The following is an 8555-nucleotide window of genomic DNA, read 5'->3' on the forward strand; positions in this document are numbered from 1 at the left end:
TCGCCCCCGACACACGATTTACGCACCATTTCGACTATGACAGGATACACACGCGAGGAACTGCTCGCGGCACACGAACAGCTCGTCGACAACGAAGCGAATCTACTCACCGATGGCGGCAAGGAGCCGCCGGTCGTCGTCAAAATCGGCGGTGCGAAGGCCGTCGACCCGCAGGGAGCCGTCTCCGACGTGGCCCACCTCGTCGCCAACGGCACCGACGTGGTCGTCGTCCACGGCGGCTCGACCGCAGTCGACGAGACGCTCGAAGAACTCGGCGAGGAGCCGACCTACGTCGAGTCGCCCTCGGGCGTCTCCGGCCGCTTCACCGACGAGCGCACCATGGAGGTCTTCTCGATGGTGATGCCGGGCAAGCTCAACACGGACCTGACCGCGCTGTTCCGCGAGGCGGGCGTCGACGCGCTCGGTCTCTCGGGCGTCGACGGCGGCCTCCTGACCGGCCCGCGCAAGTCGGCCGTCCGGGTCATCGAAGACGGCAAGAAGAAGATCAAGCGCGGCGACCACTCCGGGAAGATTACCTCGGTAAACGCGACGCTCCTCGAAACGCTCCTCGACGGCGGCTACACGCCCGTCGTGACCGTTCCGATGCTCGCCGACGACGGCGTACCGGTCAACGCCGACGCCGACCGCGCCGCCGCCGCAGTCGCGGGCGCGCTCGGCGCGAAACTCGTCGTCCTCACCGACGTGAAAGGCGTCTACGCCGACCCCGACGACGAATCCACGCTCATCGAGACGGCCGACACGCCCGAGGAGTTCTCGGCGCTCGAATCGGCCGCTGAAGGGTTCATGACCAAGAAGGTCATGGCCGCGAAGGAGGCCCTCGACGGCGGGGCCGCCGAGGTCGTCGTCTCCGACGCGAACCTGAACGACCCCATCGTGACGGCGCTCAACGGCGGCGGCACGCACGTGACGCCCGGCGCACTGGTCGAAGCTGGGGGGGCCGAACAATGAGCGGCTTCGTCTTCAACGAGAAACCCATCGCCATCGAGTCGGGCGAGGGGCCGTATCTCTACTCGGACGACGGAACCGAGTATCTCGACTTCGGCGCGAGCTACGCCGTCGCGGCGCTCGGCCACTCCCACCCCGCGGTCACCTCCGCGATTCAGGAGCAGGCCGCGAAGCTGACCTACGTGCAGGCGTCGTACCCCGTCGAGGTCCGCACCGAACTCTACGAGAAGCTGGCGACGCTCGCGCCCGGCGACATCTCGAACGTCTGGCTCTGTAACTCCGGCACGGAGGCCAACGAGGCGGCGATGAAGTTCGCCCGCTCGGCGACCGGCCGCCAGAAAATCGTCGCCACGAAGCGCGCCTTCCACGGCCGCACCCTCGGGAGCCTCGCGCTCACGTGGAAACAGAAGTACAAGAAGCCCTACGAGCCGGTCGCCGGCGGCGTCGAGTTTGTCAGCTACGGCGACGAGGAGGAACTCGCCGAAGCCGTCGACGACGAGACGGCCGCGGTCTTCCTCGAACCGATTCAGGGCGAAGGCGGCATCAACCCCGCGACGACCGAGTATCTCCAGACCGCCCGCGACCTGACCAAGGACGCGGGTGCCGCGCTCGTCTTCGACGAGATTCAGACCGGCATCGGTCGCACCGGGTCGCTGTGGGCCTGCGAGAACGTCGGCGTCGTCCCCGACATCCTGACGAGCGCGAAGGGCATCGCCAACGGACTGCCGCTCGGCGCGACGCTCTGTGCCGACTGGATTGCGGACGGCGCGGCCTCCCACGGCTCGACGTTCTCCGGCGGACCCGTGGTTTGTGCGGCGGCGAACGCCACCCTCGACACCATCGTCGAAGAGGACCTGCCCGGCCACGCGGCCGCGGTGGGCGACTACCTCACGACGGAACTCGAAGCGGCCGTCGAGGAACACGATCTGCCGGTCCGCGAGGTCCGCGGCGACGGCCTCATGATCGGCGTCGAGGTCAAACGCGGCGCGAACCGCACGCTGAAGCACCTCGCGCTGTCCGAACAGTTGCTCGCGCTCCCCGCGGGCCGGACGGTCGTCCGGTTCCTGCCGCCGCTCGTCATCGAGGAGGAGCACGCCGACCGCGCGGTCGACGCCATGACGAACGTGTTATCATGAACGCCGAAATCGAACGCCAAGACGACGAGGCGGACGTGGAGAAAGCGGGAGCGGCCGACGCCGACGCCGACACCACCGCCGTCTCGGACACCAGTACCGACGCCCTCGACGAGGGCGAGTGGGCCGACGCGCGCCACCTCCTCTACGACATGGTCTCGACGCCCTCGGTGTCGGGCGAGGAGGAGGCGGCCGCCGAGGTCCTGAAAGCGTTCTTCGAGGCGCACGACCGCGAGGTCTGGATAGACGAGGTCGGCAACGTCCGCGCGCCGGCCGACGACGCGGTGCTTCTCACCTCCCACATCGACACCGTCCCCGGCGACGTGCCGGTGAAAATCGAAGACGGCGTCCTCTGGGGTCGCGGCAGCGTCGACGCGACAGGGCCGCTTTGTTCGATGGCCGCGGCGGCCGTCGAGACGGGCGTCTCGTTCGTCGGCGTCGTCGGCGAGGAGACCTCCTCGCGCGGCGCGTGGCACCTCGTGGAGGACCGCGAGGAGCCCGACGCGGTCGTCAACGGCGAACCCTCGGGCTGGGACGGCGTCACGCTCGGCTACCGCGGGTTCCTCTCGGGAACGTACATCGCGACGAGCGAACTCGGTCACTCCTCGCGCCCCGAGGAGAACGCCATCCAGTCCGCGGTCGCGTGGTGGTCCCGCGTGGCCGACTTCTTCGACGAAGAGCGCGACGGCGTCTTCGACACGGTGACGACCAAGCCCGTGACGTTCGACGGCGGCCCGACCGACGACGGCCTCGCGGTCGAGGCGACGGTTGACGTACAGTTCCGCGTCCCGCCGCGGCTCTCCATCGACGACGTTCGCGAGGTCGCGGAGGGCGAACTCACCCGCGGCGGCGTCCACTGGAACAAGCCCATTCCGCCGGTCATGATGAGCCCCCGCACCGACGTGGCGCGGGCGTTCCGCGTCGCCATCCGCAACGTCGGCGGCGTGAAGCCCCGGCTCCTCCGCAAGACCGGGACCAGCGACATGAACATCTTCGCCGGCACGTGGGACTGCCCCATGGCGACCTACGGCCCCGGCGACTCGGACCTCGACCACGCTCCGAACGAACACCTCGACCTCGCCGAGTTCGATAGCGCCATCGACGTGCTCGTCGACGTGTGCGAGCGCCTCGCTGACGACTGAGGCGACCGAGCGGCGGCGACTGACTGGCCAAGACGACGAACCGACACGGAGACACGACACACGACACAATGCTCGAAACCACCCACTTCACCGACATCGACGACATCAGCGCATCGGAGTTAGACCGCGTTCTCACCCGCGCCGCCGACATCAAGTCCGGCGACGACGAGACGCAGCTTACCCGAGCGACGCTGGCGATGCTCTTCGAGAAGCCGAGTACCCGGACGCGTGTCTCCTTCGAGACGGGGATGACCGAACTGGGCGGCCACGCGCTGTTCCTCGGCCCCGAGGACATCCAGCTCGGCCACGGCGAGCCGCTTTCGGACACCGCGCGCGTGCTGGGTCGCTACGGCGACGCCATCATGGTCCGCCTGTTCGACCACGAGGACCTGCTCGAAATCGCCGAGCACTCCGACGCGCCGGTCATCAACGGCCTGACCGACGACGCCCACCCCTGCCAGACGCTCGCCGACCTGCTCACCATCCGCGAACACGTCGGCGACTTCGACGAGGTACAGGCCGCGTGGGTCGGCGACGGCAACAACGTCGGCCAATCGTTCGTCCTCGGCTGTGCGATGGCCGGCATCGACCTCACCGTGGCGACCCCGCCGGAGTACGGCGTCGACGACGACGTGCTCGAAAAGGCGGACGAACTCGGCTCGGCCCCGACGATTACGACCGACCCCGAGGAGGCCGTCGCGGACGCCGACGTGGTCTACACCGACGTGTGGATTTCGATGGGCCAAGAGGACCAGCGCCACGAGAAACTGCAGGCGTTCGAGGGGTTCCAACTCGACGAGAACCTGCTTTCGGGCACCGACGCGAAGGTCATGCACTGCCTGCCGGCCCACCGCGGCGAGGAGATTACCGGCGACGTGCTCGAAGGCAAGCGCTCGCTCGTCTGGGACCAGGCGGAGAACCGCCTGCACGCCCAGAAGGGCCTCATCGTCGAACTGCTCGAAGAATAGTCCGGGTCCGCGGCGGTCGCCGCCCTTTTCAGGTTCTCAGAAGACGCCGTCGAGCGTGGGGTACGACGCCCCGAGAACGGCCCCGTAGACGACGTGGCCGACGAGGCTCGTCACGTTCACGTTCGGGAGTGGCGGGTTCGCGGGCGAGCCGACCGCGCCGAGCCACACGGGCATGACCAAGACGGCCAGGACGGCCCAGAGGACGACGCCGTAGCCGACGCCCGCCCCGAGCGACCTGAGCGAGCTGCTGAGGTCGAAGTCGAGGGCGCTCACGAGGGCGGCGAACGCGACGCCGAGAATCGCGCCGTGGGCGACGTGGATAGTGAAGCCGGCGGCCCCGCCCATCAAGCCGTACATCGAGGGAATGGCGACTTCGAGGACTGGCCGCATCTGGACGACCATCATCGCACCCATGACGACGGCGGCGAGCGAGCCGGCGGCCACGCCGGTTCGCCACGAGGCGGTCGTCGTCGATTCGTGTCGTGTCGTGGCTGTTTCAGAGGCCATGGTTGGCGTGCCAACAGCTAGCACGATAACGCTCACTCGGACGGGCGGCACTGCCGCACCGCGGGGGTACTATTATACCGTCCCCGTCGAGTCCGGCGGTGTCGAGGGCTCCGAGCCTTTTAATCGGATGGCGGCCGAGATTCTCCCGTGGCCCACGCCAACGGCGCACCCGACGACGGCGACGCGGACGGAGCGTGGCGGTTCTTCCCGTACGACGAGCCGTACCCCAATCAGGAGGCGGCGATGGCCGGCATCGCCGACGCCCTCGACGACGAGCGGAACGTCCTCCTCGAAGGGGCGACCGGGACCGGGAAGACCATCTCCGCGCTCGTGCCCGCGCTCTCGTACGCCCGCGAGCACGACAAGACGGTCGTCATCACGACGAACGTCCACCAGCAGATGCGCCAGTTCGTCGAGGACGCCCGCGCCATCACCAGAGAGGAGGCCATTCGCGCGGTGGTGTTCCGCGGGAAGTCCTCGATGTGCCACATCGACGTGGGCTTTCAGGAGTGTCAGACCCTCCGCGATACGACGCGAAACATCGTCGAAAAGGAGTCCGACAAGGCTGAACTCTCCGAGCAGGCGCAGTCACTCCTCGACGGGATGCGTGAGGGCGAGTCCGGTGCGGCCGACGCGCGGAGCGCCGTCACGGACGAACTCGACAGCATCGACGACGAGCTAGAAGAGTTGAAGGAGGGCAACTACTGCGAGCACTACTACAACAACCTCGCGCGGAACACCGACGAGTTCTTCCAGTGGCTGTTCGACGACGTGCGGACGCCCGACGAGATTTTCGAGTACGCCGGGAAACAGAACCTCTGCGGCTACGAACTGCTCAAGGAGGGCATGGAGGGCATCGACCTCGTCGTCTGCAACTACCACCACCTGCTCGACCCGATGATACGCGAGCAGTTCTTCCGGTGGCTGGACCGCGATCCCGACGACGTGATTACGGTGTTCGACGAGGCGCACAACATCGAGAGCGCCGCCCGTGACCACGCCAGTCGCGCGCTCACCGAGAACACGCTCGAAAGCGCGATGAACGAGCTGGAAGACGAAGACGACTCGCGGGCTGAGAGCGCTCGCAACGTCATCGGGACGTTCCTCGACTCGCTGCGCGACAGCTACGAGGAGGCGTTCGGCTTCGGCGAGCGCGAGCAGGTCGGCGAGAACTGGTACGACCTCTCTATCGCCAATCAGGGCCGCCGCGACGACCTGACGATGGACTTTCTGCAGTCTTACGAGGGCCGCGGCATCGACGTGGAGGTCGAACTCGCCCTCCAGTTGGGCAAGCAGTTGGACGAGCAGTACGAAGACGCGTACAAGAACGGCGAGGCGACGACGCGCAAGGAGTGCCAGACGCTGCAGGCCGCGAACTTCATCGCCGACTGGACGGAGATGGGCGGCGAACTCGGTCGCCACCCGATGCTGTCCGTCCGCCGCGACGGGGGTACCGACGAGATTTACGGCCGCGCCGAACTGTACACCTGCATCCCGCGAGAGGTCACGAAGGAACTGTTCGAGGAGGTCCACGCGAGCATCCTGATGTCGGCGACGCTCCGCCCGTTCGACGTGACGGAGGGTACTCTGGGCCTCAAAAACCCGGTGACGATGGCCTACGGCCTCGAATACCCCGAGGAGAACCGTCGGACGTTTTCGGTGTCGCTGCCCGCGCTGTTCTCTTCCGAGCGCGACGACCCCGGCACGCAGCAGACAATCGAGGAGATGTTGGCCGACGCCGCCACCTTCACGCCGGGCAACACGCTCGTGTTCTTCCCGTCGTACGCCGAGGCGGAGCGCTACCACGAGCGCCTGCGGGCGAACCCGGACGTCGACGCGGAACTGTTCTTGGACGAACCGGGCGTCCGCGCCGAGGAGATGCGCCGGAAGTTCGTGGGCAAGGACGGCGCGGTGCTTCTCACCTCGCTTTGGGGGACACTCGCCGAGGGCGTGAGCTTCGACGGCGACGACGCCCGAACCGTCGTGGTCGTCGGCGTTCCCTATCCGCACCTCTCCGAGCGATTGGAGGCGGTACAGGACGCCTACGACCGCGCCTACCGCGGCAAGAAAGACGCCGGCTGGCGCTACGCCGTTGAGATTCCGACGATTCGGAAGACCAGACAGGCGCTCGGGCGGGTCATCCGCGCGCCCGACGACTTCGGTGTCCGCGTGCTGGCCGACAAGCGCTACACCCGCGAGAGCTCCTCGATGGGGAAGTACGGCGTCCGCGGGTCGTTCCCGGTCGAAGAGCGCGCCGAGATGGTCGATATCGCGCCGAACAAACTCAAGTTCGCCATGCTGAACTTCTACAACGACCACGACGCCTACGACGGCGACCCGCCGCGGCCCTGAGCGGGTCGCACTCGGCACGAAAAGTCGGTCGGGACCGCCGTGCAATTCTTACCTGTTCGAACCAACACAGGGTGATGAGTGCGACCCCTCCCGGACCGAAGGGCCTCCCGTTGTTCGGCGCGAGCAGACAGTACGCCCGCGACCCGTTTACGTTCCTGACGGCCGTCGCGGACGCCTACGGCGACGTGGTCCACTTCGACCTCGGCCCGCTCGACACCTACATGCTCACGAATCCGACGGACGTCGAGACGGTGCTCGTGAGCGAGGCGTCGAAGTTCAGAAAGCCGCAGTTCCAAGACAGGGCCATCGGCGACCTGCTTGGCGACGGCCTGCTCATGAGCGAGGGCGCGACGTGGAAGAAACAGCGCCAACTCGCCCAGCCGGCGTTCGACGTGCGGCGCATCTCGACGATGGCCGGCATGATGACCGACCGGACGGAGTCGATGCTGTCGTCGTGGGGCGACGGCGACGTGGTCGACGTGCAACTGGAGATGGCGCGGCTGACCGTCGAGATAATCGTCGACGCCATGTTCGGCACCGACCTCGACGACGAGCGCATCCGGCGGGTACAGGAGAACCTCGAACCGCTCGGCGCGCGGTTCGAACCCGACCCGTTTCGGTTCCTGACGCCCGACTGGGCCCCGACGCGGGAGAACCGCCAGTACAAGGAGGCGCTGTCCGAACTCGAATCGCTCGTCTGGGACATCGTCGAGGAGCGCCGCGGGACCGAGTACGGCGAGACACCGGCGTCGTCGGTGCCGGCCGAGGCGACGGGCAACGACCGACCGATGGACCTGCTTTCGATTCTGCTCCGCGCCTACGACGAGGGCGAGCAGACCGAGAAGAGCCTCCGCGACGAGCTGATGACGATGCTCCTCGCGGGCCACGACACGACGGCGCTGACGCTGACGTACGCCTGGTACCTGCTCTCGCAACACCACGAGGCAGAGGCGAAACTCCACCGCGAACTGGACGAGGTGCTCGGCGGGCGGACGCCGACGTTCGAAGACGTACGAGAACTGGAGTACACCGAACGCGTGCTGAACGAGGCGATGCGGCTGTACCCGCCGGTGTACGTCATGTTCCGCGAGCCGAAAGTGGACGTTCGCCTCGGCGGCTACCGCGTCCCCGCCGGGTCGGCCATCATGCTCCCGCAGTGGGTCGTCCACCGCTCGGAGCGCTGGTGGGACGACCCGCTTTCGTTCGACCCGGACCGCTGGGCACCCGAGCGGGCCGGCGACCGCCCGCGCTTCGCGTACTTCCCGTTCGGCGGGGGGCCGCGCCACTGTATCGGCAAGCACCTCTCGCTCCTCGAAGGGCGGCTCATCCTCGGTACCGTCGCCCAGCAGTACGAACTCGACTACGTCCGCGACGAGCCGTTCTCGCTTCGCGGGTCGCTGACGATGCACCCCGAAGAGCCGATGGGGATGCGGCTCCGGGCGCGCGACTGACGAGGCGGGGCGGGGCGGGGCGGGGCGGGGCGGGGC

General features: G+C 67.7%; 7 protein-coding genes. 6 read left to right on the plus strand and 1 reads right to left on the minus strand.

Going from position 1 to position 8555, the window contains the following annotated elements; translation table 11 throughout:
- Nucleotides 1-36: 36 nt before the first annotated feature.
- The 4 genes from AM590_RS13790 (at nucleotide 37) to argF (ending at nucleotide 4209) form a co-directional block, all read left to right on the plus strand.
- Nucleotides 37-969, plus strand: coding sequence for an acetylglutamate/acetylaminoadipate kinase (locus tag AM590_RS13790; RefSeq protein WP_058827976.1), 933 nt, complete (start codon nucleotides 37-39; stop codon nucleotides 967-969).
- Entirely contained in the window at nucleotides 966-2102 is a 1137-nt protein-coding gene (locus tag AM590_RS13795) for an aspartate aminotransferase family protein (RefSeq protein WP_058827977.1), read from the plus strand. The genes AM590_RS13790 and AM590_RS13795 overlap by 4 nt, the downstream gene beginning before the upstream one ends.
- Nucleotides 2099-3241 carry a [LysW]-lysine hydrolase gene (locus AM590_RS13800; RefSeq protein WP_058827978.1) on the plus strand — a complete coding sequence of 381 codons (1143 nt, stop codon included), beginning with the start codon at nucleotides 2099-2101 and terminating at the stop codon, nucleotides 3239-3241. Before AM590_RS13795 ends, AM590_RS13800 begins: the two co-directional genes overlap by 4 nt.
- A 68-nt stretch (nucleotides 3242-3309) precedes the next feature.
- On the plus strand, nucleotides 3310-4209 hold the full coding sequence (argF, locus tag AM590_RS13805; protein WP_058827979.1) for an ornithine carbamoyltransferase: 900 nt from the start codon (nucleotides 3310-3312) through the stop codon (nucleotides 4207-4209).
- Nucleotides 4210-4245: 36 nt separating this feature from the next.
- Here argF and AM590_RS13810 read toward each other — a convergent pair whose 3' ends face one another.
- Nucleotides 4246-4716 (minus strand): DUF6789 family protein, encoded by a 471-nt coding sequence (locus AM590_RS13810; protein ID WP_058827980.1) that lies wholly within the window; start codon nucleotides 4714-4716, stop codon nucleotides 4246-4248.
- Nucleotides 4717-4863: 147 nt separating this feature from the next.
- Here AM590_RS13810 and AM590_RS13815 point away from each other — a divergent pair, with 147 nt between their 5' ends.
- Nucleotides 4864-7068, plus strand: coding sequence for an ATP-dependent DNA helicase (locus AM590_RS13815; protein ID WP_058827981.1), 2205 nt, complete (start codon nucleotides 4864-4866; stop codon nucleotides 7066-7068).
- A gap of 74 nt (nucleotides 7069-7142) precedes the next feature.
- Nucleotides 7143-8519: a cytochrome P450 gene (locus AM590_RS13820; RefSeq protein WP_058827982.1), complete on the plus strand. Its 1377-nt coding sequence runs from the start codon at nucleotides 7143-7145 to the stop codon at nucleotides 8517-8519.
- Nucleotides 8520-8555: the final 36 nt, after the last annotated feature.

The sequence above is a fragment of the Haloferax sp. Q22 genome (assembly GCF_001482285.1).
Taxonomy (GTDB): domain Archaea; phylum Halobacteriota; class Halobacteria; order Halobacteriales; family Haloferacaceae; genus Haloferax.

Bases quoted from the DNA above. Each gene is read 5' to 3' on its own strand.
- AM590_RS13810 (WP_058827980.1), bottom strand. From the start codon at position 4,716: ATGGCCTCTGAAACAGCCACGACACGACACGAATCGACGACGACCGCC.
- argF (WP_058827979.1), top strand. From the start codon at position 3,310: ATGCTCGAAACCACCCACTTCACCGACATCGACGACATCAGCGCATCG.
- AM590_RS13800 (WP_058827978.1), top strand. From the start codon at position 2,099: ATGAACGCCGAAATCGAACGCCAAGACGACGAGGCGGACGTGGAGAAA.
- AM590_RS13790 (WP_058827976.1), top strand. From the start codon at position 37: ATGACAGGATACACACGCGAGGAACTGCTCGCGGCACACGAACAGCTC.
- AM590_RS13820 (WP_058827982.1), top strand. From the start codon at position 7,143: ATGAGTGCGACCCCTCCCGGACCGAAGGGCCTCCCGTTGTTCGGCGCG.
- AM590_RS13795 (WP_058827977.1), top strand. From the start codon at position 966: ATGAGCGGCTTCGTCTTCAACGAGAAACCCATCGCCATCGAGTCGGGC.